This window comes from Arthrobacter sp. PAMC 25486, assembly GCF_000785535.1.
In the GTDB taxonomy this organism is placed as follows: domain Bacteria; phylum Actinomycetota; class Actinomycetes; order Actinomycetales; family Micrococcaceae; genus Specibacter.
Window position 1 is genome coordinate 1,119,969 of sequence record NZ_CP007595.1, and the last position, 15,866, is coordinate 1,135,834.

General features: G+C 62.9%; 13 protein-coding genes, 1 tRNA gene and 1 other RNA gene. 10 read left to right on the plus strand and 5 right to left on the minus strand.

The window, feature by feature from the left end:
• Positions 1–162: 162 nt before the first annotated feature.
• The 8 genes from art_RS05240 to art_RS05275 all read left to right on the plus strand — a co-directional run bounded on the left by art_RS05240 (position 163) and on the right by art_RS05275 (position 8,852).
• A complete protein-coding gene (locus tag art_RS05240) occupies positions 163–1,497 on the plus strand; it encodes a glycosyltransferase family 87 protein (RefSeq protein ID WP_038468829.1) in 1,335 nt (444 codons plus the stop codon).
• A gap of 150 nt (positions 1,498–1,647) precedes the next feature.
• The gene (gene orn / locus art_RS05245) at positions 1,648–2,250 is read left to right on the plus strand and encodes an oligoribonuclease (RefSeq protein ID WP_082000115.1); all 603 of its coding nucleotides are present in this window, start codon (positions 1,648–1,650) and stop codon (positions 2,248–2,250) included.
• Between the two features lie 165 nt (positions 2,251–2,415).
• Positions 2,416–2,491 (plus strand) — tRNA-His (locus art_RS05250).
• 104 nt (positions 2,492–2,595) lie between these two features.
• Entirely contained in the window at positions 2,596–3,168 is a 573-nt protein-coding gene (gene def, locus art_RS05255; RefSeq protein ID WP_038462950.1) for a peptide deformylase, read from the plus strand.
• Between the two features lie 267 nt (positions 3,169–3,435).
• Entirely contained in the window at positions 3,436–4,887 is a 1,452-nt protein-coding gene (locus tag art_RS05260; RefSeq protein ID WP_038462952.1) for a sugar porter family MFS transporter, read from the plus strand.
• A gap of 534 nt (positions 4,888–5,421) precedes the next feature.
• On the plus strand, positions 5,422–6,282 hold the full coding sequence (locus tag art_RS05265) for an acyltransferase domain-containing protein (RefSeq protein WP_038462954.1): 861 nt from the start codon (positions 5,422–5,424) through the stop codon (positions 6,280–6,282).
• Positions 6,283–6,458: 176 nt separating this feature from the next.
• Positions 6,459–8,069: a peptide chain release factor 3 gene (locus art_RS05270; protein ID WP_038462956.1), complete on the plus strand. Its 1,611-nt coding sequence runs from the start codon at positions 6,459–6,461 to the stop codon at positions 8,067–8,069.
• Positions 8,070–8,120: 51 nt separating this feature from the next.
• Positions 8,121–8,852 (plus strand): alpha/beta fold hydrolase, encoded by a 732-nt coding sequence (locus art_RS05275; RefSeq protein ID WP_038462958.1) that lies wholly within the window; start codon positions 8,121–8,123, stop codon positions 8,850–8,852.
• A gap of 25 nt (positions 8,853–8,877) precedes the next feature.
• Here art_RS05275 and art_RS05280 read toward each other — a convergent pair whose 3' ends face one another.
• Positions 8,878–9,681: an HNH endonuclease family protein gene (locus tag art_RS05280; protein WP_052136026.1), complete on the minus strand. Its 804-nt coding sequence runs from the start codon at positions 9,679–9,681 to the stop codon at positions 8,878–8,880.
• Between the two features lie 371 nt (positions 9,682–10,052).
• Here art_RS05280 and art_RS20845 point away from each other — a divergent pair, with 371 nt between their 5' ends.
• Positions 10,053–10,802: a hypothetical protein gene (locus art_RS20845; protein WP_052136027.1), complete on the plus strand. Its 750-nt coding sequence runs from the start codon at positions 10,053–10,055 to the stop codon at positions 10,800–10,802.
• Positions 10,803–11,347: 545 nt separating this feature from the next.
• Here art_RS20845 and rnpB read toward each other — a convergent pair.
• Positions 11,348–11,729, minus strand: an RNA gene (rnpB, locus tag art_RS21385) — RNase P RNA component class A.
• Between the two features lie 178 nt (positions 11,730–11,907).
• Positions 11,908–13,374 carry a glyceraldehyde-3-phosphate dehydrogenase gene (locus art_RS05295; protein WP_082000523.1) on the minus strand — a complete coding sequence of 489 codons (1,467 nt, stop codon included), beginning with the start codon at positions 13,372–13,374 and terminating at the stop codon, positions 11,908–11,910.
• A 302-nt stretch (positions 13,375–13,676) separates the two neighbouring features.
• On the opposite strand from art_RS05295, the gene yaaA reads away from it, so the two are divergent.
• Entirely contained in the window at positions 13,677–14,441 is a 765-nt protein-coding gene (gene yaaA, locus art_RS05300) for a YaaA family protein (RefSeq protein WP_038462962.1), read from the plus strand.
• A gap of 121 nt (positions 14,442–14,562) precedes the next feature.
• On the opposite strand, the gene art_RS05305 is transcribed toward yaaA, so the two are convergent.
• Together art_RS05305 and art_RS05310 are read right to left on the minus strand one after the other, a co-directional pair.
• A complete protein-coding gene (locus art_RS05305) occupies positions 14,563–14,991 on the minus strand; it encodes a VOC family protein (protein ID WP_038462964.1) in 429 nt (142 codons plus the stop codon).
• A gap of 2 nt (positions 14,992–14,993) precedes the next feature.
• Positions 14,994–15,731, minus strand: coding sequence for a zinc ribbon domain-containing protein (locus art_RS05310; RefSeq protein WP_038462966.1), 738 nt, complete (start codon positions 15,729–15,731; stop codon positions 14,994–14,996).
• Between the last annotated feature and the right edge of the window lie 135 nt (positions 15,732–15,866).

The window sequence follows — 15,866 nt, forward strand, 5'->3', positions numbered from 1 at the left end:
GCTGTCAAGGCGCTGCGCTAACATGGAAACTGCCGAGGACTCCGTATCTTGGCATTCTACCCACTTCAGCCGGACGGTCACCGAAATCCAATCTGCCGTCATGCGCTGCCTTGGCCGCGCCGCACTGTGGGGCGGCCGCACCGATCGCATAAGGACTGGACCATTTCCACGGAATCGTTTTTTGCCGCACTCACCCGGGCCCGCAACAAGGTGTTGTCCGCACGCCTCCAGACCTGGCTGAAAACCCCGCGCGGCATGTGGACCGTCTTTGCCGCCGTGCATGCAGTGTTCCTGCTGCTCGCCGGCATTCTTTCCCTGTTCGGGCAGGCGTTCAGCGACACCGAGATCTACCGGGTGTGGGCGTCCGTCGGCTTTGACGGGGACCGGGTCCTGGGCCCCAGCCCCTGGGTGTACCCCATCCTCGCGTTGATCCCCATGGCCATCGCGCATCTCTTCGGAGAGGCACCCTTCCTCTTTATCTGGGTACTCATGATCGCTGCACTGAACACCCTAGCCGTGGGCAAGCTCACCAACTGGGGCCGGAAAACCGAGGCCATCCCGGCTGCACTGTGGTGGATTGGCTTCACCACCCTGCTGGCCTGGCTGGGCTTTGCCCGCGTCGACGGGATCACGGCACCGGTGGTGCTGATCGCCCTCTCCTTCGGCGTGGGACGCCCGTTCCTCAGCTCTGCCATCCTCAGCATCGCGACATGGACGAAAGTCTGGCCGGCCGCCGTCGTGCTGGCGCTTTTCACCGTGGTGAAGCAGCGTGTCCAGGTGGTGCTGGCAGGAATGCTCGTCACGGCGGCCGTCGTGGCCCTGGCGCTCGGTGTCGGTGCGGTGCCCAAGCTGCTGAATTTCCTGCTGGAACAGGGCGACCGCGGCATGCAGCTGGAGGCGACGTTCACCACGCCGTGGCTCTGGATGAGCGTCCTGGGCATTGACGGATCCCAGATGTACATGAACCATGACATCAACTCCATGCAGGTTGACGGTCCGGGCTCGGCGCTGATGAGTGTGCTCATGCAGCCGCTGCTGATCGGTGCCGCCCTGCTCGTGGCCGGGCTCATTTTCTGGGCGCTGCACACCGGCAAGGGCAATGGCGGTGCGGACCGGACGGCGCTGCTGCTTTTTGGCTCACTGGCGCTGACCACGGCGTTCGTCGTGTTCAACAAGGTGGGCTCCCCGCAGTTCATGGTGTGGCTGGCGCCGGCCGTGGCCGTGGGGCTGTCGTACCAGTGGAAGGCCTGGCGGGTCCCGGCCACCATGCTGATCGGCGTGGGCATCCTGACGTTCTTCATCTACCCGCTGTTTTACGATGCGCTCTCCCACAACAATCCGCTCATGGCGCTGGTGCTGACCATGCGCAACGGGCTGCTGGTGGTCCTGTTCATCTGGAGCATCCGCCAGCTGGTCCTGATGGGCCGCAATCCCTCCCTGATTCCGCGCCATTCCCCTGCCATGCTCGACGACGAGGAACCCTCCTCCGCTGTTTGATGCGCCCCGGGGTGAATTTCTGCCGCAGCCGGTTCCGGTCCGGCACTGCGGTCCGGGGTTCCTGCCCGACGTTCCGACCTTTGGGGGCCGGCTGCCCCTGCGTTCCGGCCCGGCTACCCCGGCGCCGCACGGTCACGGTACATTGGAGCCGTGGCTATTACTAATGAACGCATTGTATGGATTGACTGTGAAATGACCGGTCTGGATGAGGTTAACGACGCCCTGATCGAGGTGGCAGCGCTTGTCACCGACTCCGAATTAAACATTTTGGGTGAGGGCATTGACGTTGTCATCAAGCCCAGCGACGAGGCATTGGCGCAGATGGGCGACTTTGTGCGCAACATGCACACCTCCTCGAAACTGCTTGACGAGTTGGCCGGCGGCACCACCATGGAGGATGCGCAGGCCCAGGTGCTGGCGTACATCCGCAAGTACGTGCCAGTGGCCAACAAGGCCCCCCTGGCTGGCAACTCGATCGGCACGGACAAGGTCTTCCTCTCCCGCGACATGCCCGAACTTGTGGAACACCTGCACTACCGCGTCATCGACGTCTCCACCATCAAGGAACTCTCCCGCCGCTGGTATGCACGCGCCTACTTCCACTCACCGGCCAAGACAGGCAACCACCGCGCACTTGGCGACATCAAGGACAGCATCAACGAACTCAAGTACTACCGTGAAGCTGTCTTTGTGCCGGCACCGGGCCCGGACACACCCACCGCAAAGAAGATCTCAGCAAAGTACACGGCCTAAATTCCGCGAGTTTTCGCGAAACCTCCGCCGCCGCACAGCGATCTAGCTCACAAATACGACAAAAGTGGTGCATTTGGTCATGACCCCCTTTTAGATCGGGTAGACTAGTCGACGTTGCCACAAGCACGGAGGACATCGGAAGATGACCTCGGCGCGGCGGACATGGTGGGTTTAGCTCAGTTGGCAGAGCGCCTGGTTGTGGTCCAGGAGGTCGCGGGTTCAACCCCCGTAACTCACCCCATGTGATTCCCTGGAATCGCTAAACACCCCGGTCATTTTGATCGGGGTGTTTTTCATTGCCCGTTAGTACCGTTCATTGTTGCCCAGCGTGAAGAGGAAGCCGTCATGACCATCCGCCCCGTGACCATCTTGGGTGAGCCTGTGCTCCACCGCCGCGCAGATGAGGTCAAGGCCTTTGACGAGGAACTTAAATCCCTCGTGGCTGACATGTACGAGACCATGGAGGCCGCCAATGGCGTTGGCCTGGCAGCCCCGCAGATTGGTGTTGGCCTGCGGATTTTCACCTACAAGATGGAGAACGACGACGACGTCCCCGCCCGGGGCGTTGTGGTGAACCCAACGCTCACGGTTGGCAAGATCTCCGGCAACGCCCCCGACCCTGACGACGAGGTTGAGGGCTGCCTGTCCGTGCCCGGCATCGACTTCCCCCTGAAGCGGGCCGAATGGGTGCGCGTGCGCGGCTTTGACGTTGACGGCAACCCCCTCGACTTTGAGGCGACCGGCTGGTTTGCCCGCTGCATGCAGCACGAATACGACCACCTCGACGGCAAGCTCTACGTCGATCGGCTTAATGCCCGCTTCGGAAAAAAGGCCAGGCGGGCGGCCAAGTCCAACGGCTGGGGCGTTGCGGGCCTGACCTGGATGCCGGGTGTGGATCCGGATCCGTTCGGCCACTAGTCCCCACGCCCTCCCACTGCTCGCTATCTCGCAGCGGGCCCCTCGGGTGCGTGGGCCCAACGGCTTGTGGGTGCATGGGACCGCACCCTCCCACCCATTGGCCGAGCCGCTGGGAGGTTCCTCACATGAGGCATTTGTCACCGGCCCTTCGGCACTAAGCGGGGCGGTTCGCTTCCCATCATGAAGTAGCTTGGCATAGAGAAAACTGAAGCTATTTTTTGTCTGCCCTGCCGGTTCCCACAAGGACGGCGGCTACAAAGGGGAACCATGTCCAGCAACGCCACGCCGAAACCGGCATCATCCACCATCCCCCGCAAAGTCATCGGACTTGCTGTGGCCGGGGCGGTGGGAGGCTTCCTTTTCGGCTTCGATTCCTCCGTTGTCAACGGTGCCGTCGATGCCCTCCAGGGCGAATTCAAACTGGGCGATGCGCTCACGGGGTTCGCCGTCGCCGTCGCACTTCTTGGTTGCGCGGTGGGCGCCTACCTGGCAGGGCGGATCGCCGACGCCAAGGGCCGGATCCCCACCATGAAACTGGGCGGCATCCTGTTCCTCGTCAGTGCACTAGGCACCGGCCTGGCGTTCGGTGTTGCCGACCTGATCTTCTGGCGGTTCGTAGGCGGGCTGGGAATTGGCCTCGCCTCGGTCATCGCCCCGGCGTATATCTCCGAAATTTCCCCGCGCAAGCACCGCGGCCGGCTCGCCTCCCTGCAGCAATTGGCCATCACGATCGGTATTTTTGCAGCGCTCCTCTCCAACGCCCTCTTCGCCAACGGGGCAGGCGGTGCGGCCCAGGAGCTGTGGTTTGGACTGCCGGCCTGGCGCTGGATGTTCCTGGCCGCCGCGGTTCCTGCCGTTGTGTACTTTGCGATCGCCATGGTGCTGCCGGAATCACCGCGTTTCCTGGTCATCAAGGGTCGGGATGAGGAAGCGGCCCGGGTCTTCAAAACCATTGCCCCGGATGACGACACCGAACGCAGCATCCGCGAAATCAAGGACGCCGTCAAGGAAGATTCCCTCTCTGCAGGGAAGGGCTCCTTGCGCGGGAAGCGTTTTGGCCTGTTGCCGGTGGTGTGGATCGGCATCGTGTTGTCCATGCTGCAGCAGTTCGTGGGCATCAACGTCATCTTCTACTACTCCACGACCTTATGGCAGGCGGTCGGCTTCCAGGAGAAGGATTCGCTGACCATTTCGGTGGTCACCGCCGTCGTCAACATTCTGGTGACCCTTGTGGCCATCGCGCTCGTCGACAGAATCGGCCGACGCCCCATCCTGCTGACCGGCTCCATCGGCATGGCCGTGTCGCTGGGCACCATGGCTCTGGCCTTCTCCGCGGCTGACGGTTCCGGGACCGACATCAGCCTGCCCGGCGCATGGGGCCCTGTCGCTCTGGTTGCCGCGAACGTGTTTGTTGTCAGCTTCGGCGCCTCGTGGGGCCCGCTGGTGTGGGTGCTGCTGGGTGAGATCTTCCCCTCCCGCATCCGCGCTCGCGCCCTCGGCTTGGCCGCTGCAGCACAGTGGATCGCCAACTTCCTGATCACCTTGACGTTCCCGGCCATGGCTGCCGCCTCCCTGCCGCTGACCTACGGCATCTATGCGGTGTTTGCGGCGGCGTCGTTCTTCTTCGTCATGTTCAAGATCCCTGAGACAAACGGCATGTCGCTGGAACAGGCAGAAACGCTGTTCGTGAAGAAGCCCAAGCTCGGCACACAGCCCTAACGGGCTGCTGCCACCGCGCCGCGTGAATACATGCGCACCACTCACCGCGAGTGGTGCGCATGCGTGTTTGTACCCACCAGCAACAATGAGTTGCGCGCACATGTTCATGAACTGCTGACGAGAACTCCAGCGCCACGCCGGCCGTGCCGAATGTCCGTCCCTGGGGCACCTGCCACGACGGGACCCTGCGTTCTGTTTTCATATGCGCCACATCCGGAACGCTCCAGGCGCATAACCTACCGGTGTGGGTATATGCGCGATCGGACCCGCCAGCATCGCGTAGGTCCGATCGCGGCTTTGCATAATGCGCAACCGAGCACTCGTCAATGGCGCCACACGAAGAGCAGCGCCACGGTGGTACTTGCGACGGCGCATAACAAAACCCGGCATGCACATGCGCACGTCAAAGGCCCGGTCAGGCGCACAACCCACCACACGTTGCCTGTGGCTCCCTGGGATGCCGGCGCCAAATCCGCTGCGCCCGCTGAAGCGGGCCGGCACAGGAACCTCCGCCGGAATGGCTAAACTGGTCGCATGACCCCGCGCACCGCCTTGAGCCCCGAGCTGACCCTGGACATTTTGGGCATCGCCCCGGAAGACCGCACCGACTGCCTCTCACTCCTGGAGGGTCAGGCCGCACCGGCGGTCGAGATCGTGCTGGCTCATTTGACGGCCCGTTTGGGCAGCGCGGATGACTCCAACCCGGAGCTCGGAACCCCCGAAATCCCCGTCACCGAGATGGACTGGATCTCCGCCATGCTCCGGTTTGCGCCCGAGGTCCTGGCGTGGCACGCCGACCGCGGCATTCCCGCGGACATCTCGCACGCCACCGTGGCCGACCTTGGCCGCAACATGGCCATCAATCGCCGCGTCCACAACCGCTTTGGCATGGACACCTACAAGTGGCTCAACCATGTCTTCTCCGGCCGCATCTACCAGCTGGGCCGCCTGCAGTACCTGATCCACCAGCCCTCCGCCGAGATTCCCGGTGTCGGCGCAGGCGAATGGATCCTGGGCGTGCACATTCCCGAAGGCGGCGGCCTCGGCGCGGATGCCGTCAACGGGAGCCTGGCGCTGGCCACCGGCTTCTTCGCCGAACACTTCCCGGAAAAGCCTGTCCGGACCGCCAATTGCGAGTCCTGGCTGCTGGACCCCTACCTCTCCGAGCACCTCGACTCGGCCTCCAACATTGCCCAATTTGCCGCGCTCTTCACCCCGTACGGCACACCCCGCGACGAGCCCACCGACGCCGTCTACTTCACGTTCCGCACCCGCAGCATGGAGCACCTTTCCGAGCTGCCGCGCACGACGGCGTTGCAACAGGTTGTCCTGAACCGCATCGATGCCGGAGGTGCTTGGCAGCTGGGGTTTGGATTTCTCCGACTCCCCCGCTGAGCCGTGCCCGTCCGCGTGGCCGCTGGCGCGCCGACCTGCACGCAAGCCCGGCCTCCCACGCGAGTGCAAGTCCGGACTTCCGGGCGAAAGTGCCGCCCTGCCCGCTGCGGTAAACTTGATAGTTGCGCCTTCGCCAAATGCCTTGAACAAATTCTTCACCGCTAGAAAGTAGTCTTGTGTCCTCTCCGGCCCAGTCCCCCGCCCGCGCCACCGAAATTTCCGGCCAGGCGGAGCGTCGCAGAACGTTCGCCGTCATCTCCCACCCCGATGCTGGCAAATCCACGCTGACCGAGGCCCTTGCCCTGCACGCGAAGGTGATTGGCACGGCTGGCGCCACGAACGGCAAGTCGAACCGCAAGGACACGATCTCGGACTGGCAGCAGATGGAGAAGGACCGCGGCATCTCGATCAGCTCGGCGGCGCTGCAGTTCTCCTACCGAGACACCGTCATCAACCTGCTTGACACCCCCGGCCACGCCGACTTCTCGGAAGACACCTACCGTGTGCTGGCCGCCGTCGACTGCGCCGTCATGCTCATCGACGCGGGCAAGGGCCTGGAAACGCAGACCATGAAACTGTTCGAGGTCTGCCGCCAGCGCAACCTGCCGATCATCACGGTGATCAACAAGTGGGACCGCCCGGGCCTTGACCCGCTGGAACTCATGGACGAGATCACCGAACGCACGGGCCTGACGCCCATGCCGTTGACTTGGGCGATCGGCATTGCCGGCGATTTTCGCGGCGTGTGGGACGTCCGACGCAACGAGTTCGCCAAGTTTGCCCGCAACAGCTCAGGCGCCCAGATCGCGCTGACCGAATACCTCACGCCCGAGCAGGCTGCCGAGTCCGAGGGCGACGCCTGGACGGACTCCACCGACGAGGCCTCCCTGGTGGTGGACGAGGCCAACCCGCTGGACCTGGACGCGTTCTACGCCGGCAAGGCCACCCCTTTGTTGTTCTCCTCCGCCGCCCTGAACTTTGGTGTCAAGCAGATTCTGGACACCCTGGTCGATTTCGCCCCGCCGGCAGCACCCCGCGCCGACATCGAAGGCAACGACCGCCCCGTTGATGCCCCGTTCTCCGGCTTTGTGTTCAAGGTCCAGGCCGGCATGAACCAGGCGCACCGCGACCACGTCGCCTTCGTCCGGGTCTGCTCCGGCATGTTTGAGCGCGGCATGGTCGTCACCCAGACGCGTACCGGCAAGTCTTTTGCCACCAAGTACGCCCAGCAGGTCTTTGGCCGTGACCGCGAGGTCATCGACACCGCCTTCCCGGGTGACGTCGTCGGACTTGTTAACGCCTCAGCCCTGCGCGTGGGCGACAGCCTGTTCGTCGAGGAGTCGGTGGAGTACCCGGCCATCCCACTGTTCGCACCCGAACACTTCCAGGTGGCACGCTCCAAGGACCCCAGCAAGTACAAGCAGTTCCGCCGCGGCATCGAACAGCTCGAGCACGAGGGCGTCATCCAGGTGCTCCGCTCTGACCTGCGCGGCGATCAGGCCCCCGTCCTGGCCGCCGTCGGCCCCATGCAGTTCGAGGTGGTCGAGGACCGCATGCACCACGACTTCAACGCACCCATGCGACTGGAGCGCCTCCCCTACTCCCTCGCCAGATTGACGACGGCGGACGCAACAGCCGTACTGGCCAACCTCCATGGTGCTGAGGTGCTTGAGCGCTCCGACGGTGAGTTCCTGGCGCTGTTCAATGACATTTGGGCCATGCGTCGCGTGGAAAAGAACAACCCCGACCTGCCGCTGACCGAAATCGGCACCTCGATGCAGAAGTAGCCGGCAAACCCACCACGCAACCCAAAGCCATCCATGGAGGGGAATTTCCACATGCACGTTGACATCACAGGCAGCGGGCAACCTATTCTCTTCCTCCATGGCGGCGGCGTTTCCGGCTGGATGTGGCGCCCCGTTCTCAGGCACCTGGCTGGCGCGTTCCGTGCCATCGTTCCCGATCTCCCTGGCCACGGGCAAAGCCGTGGCATGGACTATGTCTCCCACGATGAGACCGTTGCCCAGTTGGCCGGGCTGATCCGCGAGGTGGCTCCCTCGGGAGTGGGGCTTATTGGATTTTCGCTTGGCGCACAGTTGGCGATGCGACTCGCCAGCGAACATCCCGAACTCGTTCGTGGAGCCGTCATCGTCAGCGGAGAGGCCCGGCCGGCCCCGCTGCAGAGCACAACCATGGCGCTGTTGAAGTGGGCTGCTCCCCTGGCGCGGCGGGAGTGGTTCGCCCGTTTGCAGGCGAAACAGCTTTCCGTGCCGGATGACCTGCTGGGCGAGTATGTGCGCGACAGCCAGGGCATCAGCCGCGTCACCCTGCTGTCGAGCGTCGGCGAGAACATCCGGTTCACCTTGCCCGGCGCTTGGAGCGCGTTTCACGGCGGCACAACCGTCATGGTCGGGGCCAAGGAACGCCCCCTCATGCGCGACTCTGCCCGGCTCATCCACGAAGCACTCGATGGCAGCCGGCTCGTGGTCGTGCCCAACGCCGCACACGATGTCCCGTTCACCCATCCAGAGTTGCTCGCTGATGTGATTCGCCAACAACTCGCTGTGTGACTCCCCACGGATACCGGCCCCGCACTCATGGCAGGTATCCGGAGGGCAGGCTTTGCTGTTTCGGACACAGTCCCAGGATGCGTTCCATGGCCACCTTCTCCGCGGGGGTGACCCACAGCTGATAGGCAGCCTTGACGGATATTTGCCGCGCCACGTACAGGCAGCGGATCTTCTTCTCCGGAGGCAGCCAGGTGGCCGCATCGCCGTCGGACTTTTCCTGGTTGGCGGGGCCATCAACGGCCAAGAGGTTCAGTGGGTCATTGGCCAGGCTTTGGCGTTGTTGCGCGGTCAGGGCAGCCGCACCGGTTTGCCATGCGTTTCCCAATGCCACAACATGGTCGATCTGAATGGCACCGCTGCTGTCCTTGCCGCGTTGGAATGAAATCTGCCGCCCCGTGTAGGGCTCCATCATGGTCCCGGCGGCCACCGTGCACAGGGACCCGTCGGTGAAGGTGAGGTCGGTGAGGTCGCGGCGCAGGATGTCGTTGCGGGTATCGCAGCCATTGGCGTCGGCATCCAGCCACGCCTCCCCAAAGGCGCTGCGCTGGTAGTTGTTACTCGGCGCCCGGCCTTTGACCGGCAGCGTCGCCAAAACGGCCAGGGCGGTGGCGGGCCCCACCACAATGACGGGGCCACCCAGGACCGGAGGTGAGGTGCGCAGGGCAGGTGCGGGTCCGGCGTCGGGCGTAAAGGGCCAGCGGCCGGAGGTGTGCAGCCAGCCCGCCGTCACCAACAGGACCAAGAGCAGCACCAGGGCAGCGCTGACGACGGGCGCCCGGCGAGGCTGCCGCGGGCGCGGCGGGGAAGGCTCACGTGCATGCCGTGCCATTGACCACCCCGCCCCTGACCCGCCCGGCCGGGCAGGTGGCCCTGCGTGGGCGGTGAATCGCTATGGCTTAAGTCTAGGAGTCCGGGAGGAAAGCTGCTTCCGGTTATCCACAGGCATAGGGCTGCCGAGGCCCTTTTACTGGAATGGCTTGGTACCGTGGAGGAACCGGGCAACCGGCCCGTACTGCAACGATCATGGTTCTTCGGACGAGAGCTTGGTGATTTTCTCGTACGCTGCAGGATCAGTCCCATCAAGTACAAGGATCAGCCCTGAACGAGTTGCCGTGGTCCCTGAATCAGTTGAAAAAGCTGGGCAAATGCATCCAACATGGGGAAGTTCCGCCACCAAACCTTCCCTCCTATGACGATGTCATGATGTTCTACAACGACGTAGCGGCCGATACCCAAGAAAGGATTAGGGGTCTTGACTGGGAATCTCTCTTGGGTGGCAAGACGTTCGAAGTCACCTCGCGGCCCAAAACTATTGACACGCTTCGACAGAAACTTCAGCGGGGGATATCCACGCCGTTGCCCAACATTCAAGACATTGCCGGAGTCCGCTTTGAGGCCGAGATGTCCCTGGATGAGCAGGATGCCGTGGTTACGGCCATCGTAGGACTGTTCGGACATGTTTCTGAGACTCGTGTCAAAGATCTACGTTTGGATCCCCATAGCGGGTACCGGGCCGTACATATTTGGCTCCGGCTGCCGGTCCGCGTCGAAGTGCAAGTTCGCACGCATTTACAAGGTGAGTGGGCAAATATGTATGAATCACTCGCTGATGTGTTGGGTCGGGATATTCGCTACGATGTCTTGCCTGCGGGCCCCGGCGAGAGAAAAGCTGTAAGAGCGCTCCAAGAGCTGTCAACTCAGACCATCACCAATCTGGAACGATTACCTAATAGTCTGCCCAAGTCAGATGAACAGTTTCGTGTTGTCAAAGACTGGTTCCATGCTCTGCCTCGTGATCAGCAGGTCGACCATCTCGCTGAATACCGAGAGGCGGAGCGAGTACACACAAACTTACGCACGGCTTTGAGAGATCTCGAGGCTGATTTGAGAGCGACGATAGCGAAGCACACAGGAACTTTTGATAACATGCGAAACAACGGGAGGAAATAGACATGCCTGGATTTGTCATTGAGTACAACAGGGTAACTGGAGACCGTCAGGTAACTGAATTCCTTGGACTTGACGGCCACCGTGCAGCGCTCAAGTTTCGGCTGGAGCGCGAGCGGAATCGACCAAGCGAGGATTGGGAAGTCGTTTCGTTGAACAGCGATTCGTTGGATACCGTGCACCGCACGCACTCACGATACTTCACTGGCCGAGCCATCGAATTGGCCCACAACTAGCCAACGCAACGTCTCAGGGTGGTCTTGGAGTATCGATTCCGAGGCCACCTTTGGTGTAAGTTCAGCGCACAACACCACGCCCTGGGCACAAATCGGCGGATGGATGAACAGGAGGCGCAAGCCCTCAGTAGTTATCCGCCTGTCTGAAGCCAAGGAGTTTTCAGGGAGTTCCACCCTCCGACAGAGCCAACAACGCCCTTGATGACACTGCATCGCCGCTTGGCAGCTAGTCGGAATCCGGTGCCGGGAAGCCGCAATTCGACAACGAAAAACCAAACCCCGCGGCAGCACGCGGAATCCTGGCCTTAAATGTGGATAGGGCAGCCGATACGCCGGGTTTTGTCATCCGCCGAAGTTACCCGCGGCGGAGAGGCAACCATCCATCTACGAACGCCGTTGCCGACGCCCTCTAGCAGCCTACCCAGGCACTCGGGCGAACAGCCCTCAATCATGCCCTGTCTGGCCTTGCTCCGGGTGGGGTTTACCTAGCTTCCCCAGTCACCTGGGGAACTGGTGGTCTCTTACACCACCGTTTCACCCTTACCTGCGCCAGCCTTGCGGCCGTGCCGGCGGTCTACTTTCTGTGGCACTTTCCTGCGGGTCACCCCGAGTGGGCGTTACCCACCACCCTGTTCTGTGGAGCCCGGACGTTCCTCGAGCCACTTGCGTGACGCGCGGTTGCCTAGCTGCCCTATCCAGCTACCAAGTGTACAGGGCGAGGGCCACAAACGAGCGCAACGAGTTTGGGAGGCCCTGGGCATGCAAGCCGCTTGTGCGCCCTCCCGGGGACAGGCCCCAGGCAGGCCGGGCGCAAAAAGTGAGTATCCGGCGTCGCGCTTCAATGTTCGACGCCGGAGACTCACCTTGGGTGCCTAGGCCTGCAGTGCCGCTGTGGTCTCCACGGCAGGGAACTGGCGCGGGTGGACGCCGGCCATTTCCTCCATGACGCGCACCACCTGGCAGCTGTAGCCGAACTCGTTGTCGTACCAGACGTAGAGGACCAGATGCTTGTCGTTGCTGATGGTGGCGAGGCCGTCCACGATGCCTGCCCGGCGCGAACCGACGAAGTCGCTGGAGACCACCTCGGGGGAATCGATGAAGTCAATCTGCTTGCGCAATCCAGAATGCAGCGACACCTCACGCAGGAACGTATTGACCTCGTCCTTGGTGGTGCCGTTTTCCAGCGTCAGGTTCAGGATCGCCATGGACACATTTGGGGTGGGGACGCGGATGGAGTTCCCTGTCAGCTTGCCTTCGAGCTCCGGCAGGGCCTTCGCCACGGCCTTGGCGGCACCGGTTTCAGTCAGAACCATGTTCAGCGCGGCGGAGCGGCCGCGGCGTTCGCCCGTGTGGAAGTTGTCGGTGAGGTTCTGGTCGTTCGTGAACGAGTGGACCGTCTCGACGTGGCCGTGCACAATCCCAAATTTGTCGTTGAGAACCTTCAACACCGGGGTAATGGCGTTGGTGGTGCAGGATGCGGCCGTGATGATTTTATCTTCGGGTGCGATCGTGGCGTGGTTGATGCCGTGCACCACGTTCTTCAACGCACCCTTGCCGGGAGCCGTCAGCAAGACCTTGGCAACACCGCTGCTTTTCAAGTGCTGCGACAGGCCTTCCTCGTCGCGCCAGCGGCCGGTGTTGTCCACAACCAGGGCGTTGTTGATGCCGTAGCTTTCGTAGTCGATCGTTGCCGGACTGTCTGAGTAGATGACCTGGATGGCGGTGCCGTTGGCCTGGATGATGTTGCGTTCTTCATCCACCGTGATGGTGCCGTTGAAGGGCCCGTGGACCGAGTCGCGGCGCAGCAGGCTGGCACGCTTGGCCAGGTCCTTGCCCCCGCCGTTGCGGACCACGACGGCGCGCAGGCGCAGGCCGTGGCCGCCGCCGGAGTGTTCGATGAGGATCCTCGCCAGCAGGCGTCCGATCCGCCCGAAGCCGTAGAGCACCACGTCGGTGCTGTTGCGCTCGTCGGCGCCGTAGCGGTCAACGATGTCGGCCAGTTCCGTGCGCAGATAGGCCTCCAGGCTGTTTTCCGTGGCTGCCTTGAATCCTGCGTTGAGCCGGGCCAGGTCCAGTGATGCGGCGCCGAGCTGCAATGTTGTCAGTGCCTGTAGGAGCGGCAGGGTGTCCTCGACGGGCAGTTCCACATCGTCCACCTGGCGTGCAAAGCGGTGTGCCTTCATGATGGCGATGACCGACTGGTTGATCAGCGAGCGGCCATGAATGCTGGTCAGGACGTTGTTGTCCCGGTAAAGCCTGCCGATGAGCGGGATCATTGCCTCCGCCATGGCTTCGCGCTGGATCCAGGAATCCAGGACGGCGTCTGAGTTGTTGTCCACGAGTTGCTGCACCACGAAAATTTATCCTCTTCCAGCTCAAAACACCCTTGGTTCAAGCTACTCACCAGTGTGTCAGCGCACACTTGTTACCGGCGAGTTCCGTGAGCGGCTTCACTAGACCGGTCCACCATCCTTCCCGACCCTCCCTCCCTGCTTCTGCCGAGATGTGGGATGACGCCCAATCCCTTGGCCGAATCCCCGCTTCGGGAGGGCGCCATCTCGCATCTCGCGGGGACGAGGAGGGCGTCATGTGATATCTCGGCAGGATGGGAGCAAGCCGACGGGCACTGTAGGCTCGAACGGTGTTGATTCTGCTGCCGCCCTCTGAAGGCAAGACCCCCGCCGACGCCGGATCGCCGGTCGATCTGGCCACGCTCAGTTTCCCGTCCCTCACCGATGCACGGCAAAATGTGGCCATAGCCCTGGCTGAAGTGTCCGGACAGAAGGATGCGCTCACCCAGCTAGGCGTGGGTGCCTCGCTGGTCCACGAGGTCAGCCGCAACACGCGCCTGGCCCACGAGCCAGCAGCGCCAGCCCACAGCATTTACACGGGCGTCCTTTTCGACGCCCTCGGCTACCAGAGCATGACGGCCACGCAAAAGCGCAAGGCTGATGCCGCCGTCGTGGTTGTCTCGGGATTGTGGGGTGCTGTGGGGTTTGCCGACAGCATTCCCGCCTACAGGCTGTCAATGTCGGTGGGGCTGCCTGGTTTGGGCAAGCTGGCCAGTTACTGGAAGCCGCGCCTGGCCGAGGCCGTTGCGGCACGCGCGGAGGGGCACCTGCTGGTGGACTGCCGATCGAGCAGCTATGCGGCGGCCTGGGTTCCGGATCCGGATCGCACCGTGGCTGTCAATGTTTTCACCGAGCGCGACGGTACCCGCAAGGTGGTCTCGCACTTCGCCAAGCACACCCGCGGCGAACTGGCCCGGCATTTACTGACCCGTCGAGGCAAGGCCCCGGAAACCCCCGCCCAGCTGGCGAAGGCCGCCGCTGAAAAATGGTCTGTGGAGTTGGTTCCCGGAACCGGGCGCAAGGCGCATGCCCTGAACATCATTCTGGCGGACTGATTCCCGACCCGGCTGTCTCACTTTGGACAAAGTGCCGCAGTTTGCCGTAAATGCCATAGCTCAAACCATGGCATTTACGGCAAACTGCGGCATTTTTGCACCGCACCACTTAACCCGTTCGTCAGCCGGCCGATTCCAAGGGCTGCGGCGCCGGACCGGCCACGAGTTCAATCTCGAAGCCGTCCGCGTTTTCCAGATAGGCCGCATAGTGGCCCGCACCGCCAGCGTAGGGGTGCCTGTCCGGAAACATCAACACCCAGCCTTGTCCCAGGGCGGCGTCGGCAAGGGCATCAACGTTCGACGCCGGACCGGCGACAAAGGCGAGATGGTTCAGTCCCGCCCGGCGCCGCTCATGAGGACCGGAAACATCGGGTCCGGATTCCAGGACGATGTACTCGCCAGCGCCCTGCCAGCTGCCGCCGTGGCCCCATTCGGATGCAAGGTGGTAGCCCAGCCGTTCCAGGACCCAGCCAATGGTCGACTTTGCCCGCGGGTAGTCAACAACCCAGATCTCCACATGGTGAAGCCGCCCCACGGGAGTATCCGGCACGCTCAGCCCCAGTCCTCCGAGCGGACCAGGATGGCGCCGGAGTCGGGGCAGAACACGATTGTGTCAGCGGGGGCCTTCTTGATTTCCACGAGGTCGCCGGCACTGAGCTGCATGCCTGAGCCCTCTGACTTCCCGTGGAAGAGCCGGGCAGCGCCCACACCGTATTTGGCCAGGGCTCGGTCATAGATGGCCAGCAGCGCCGGATCAAAGGTTGCGGCCAGTTCGGCACGTTCGGCGAGGGTGGCGTCGCGTTCCATCTTCAGCCCGCCAAGCTTGCTGCGCACCTCATCAAGAACCTCATCCAGCACCGACTGCATCTGGGCCACAAGATCGCGCTGGGCACCCTGTTTGGCTGTTGCTTCCTCGAAGGCCTCCATGGCCTCAAGCTCGGTGTCTTCAAGGTCGCTGCGGCGTTTAGTCAAGGATTCAATCTCACTCTGCAGCGCCATCAGGTCCTTGGACAGGCCGGTGCCGCTATTGAGTTTCGCCTCGTCGCGCTCAATCCGCGCCACCACTGAGGCCACATCGTCTTCGGCCTTCGTCAGGGCCCGCTGGGCATCGCCGACGGCGGTGTCGAGAACCACTTGGTCGCTCTTTGCCGTTGTCACGCCCGCGTGCAGGTCCGGAAGCCTGGGATCTTCCTTCAACGCCTTTGCCTGGACGTCGAGCCCCCGTAATTTCCCGTCAAGTGCCTGAACGTCCAACAAACGCATTTGCTCGCCCGGTGCTGCCTTGGCCATGTAAGTCCTCCTGCTTTTCAAGTACGTGATTGGTCCTGCCCCCAGCCTAGCGGCCGAGGGGCCCGCCGCGAGCTTGCGAGCCGTGGGAGGACAGTTAGGCGCTAGCGGCCGAGGGGCCCGCCGCGAGCTTGCAAG